At 42.4% G+C, this 403-nt stretch carries 1 protein-coding gene; it reads right to left on the bottom strand.

Going from position 1 to position 403, the window contains the following annotated elements:
- Nucleotides 1-67 precede the first annotated feature (67 nt).
- Nucleotides 68-403 (bottom strand): YhcN/YlaJ family sporulation lipoprotein (locus RYX56_RS21330; protein WP_317123985.1); only part of this gene is annotated, 336 nt, incomplete at its 5' end.

Raw genomic sequence — 403 nt, 5'->3', positions numbered from 1 at the left:
GCCCTTTTTTGACTATTTATCCGAATGAAATTCGAAAAGGCAAAGCATCATGCTTTGCCTTTTTACCTTATTTATGGGGGGCCGGTTGCCTTTGTGGGATATCATTATGGATGTTACGTTCCCTTCCCAGTGCGCCTTCATCCGTTATGACCTCAATTGTTTTTCCCTTCACATCAGGACTCACCGCTTTTTTGATTGCTCTTTTGGTATCTGCCGCTCTGGTATCGTCCATTAATTTCACAGAAATCCAAACGGAATTTCCGTAGGCAACTGATCGAACGCTTCTAACATTATCGACATTCGCTACTTTATTCCGGATTGCATTGGTAACATCCTCTTGAAATTCATGGTCAACAGCCACCCCGGTATTACCGATATTACGGTTCAAATGACCATGGTAATT

The sequence above is a fragment of the Alkalihalophilus lindianensis genome (genome assembly GCF_032843265.1).
Classification (GTDB): Bacteria; Bacillota; Bacilli; order Bacillales; family Bacillaceae_D; genus Alkalihalophilus; species Alkalihalophilus lindianensis.
This window is presented reverse-complemented; position numbering and strand designations above follow the sequence as displayed.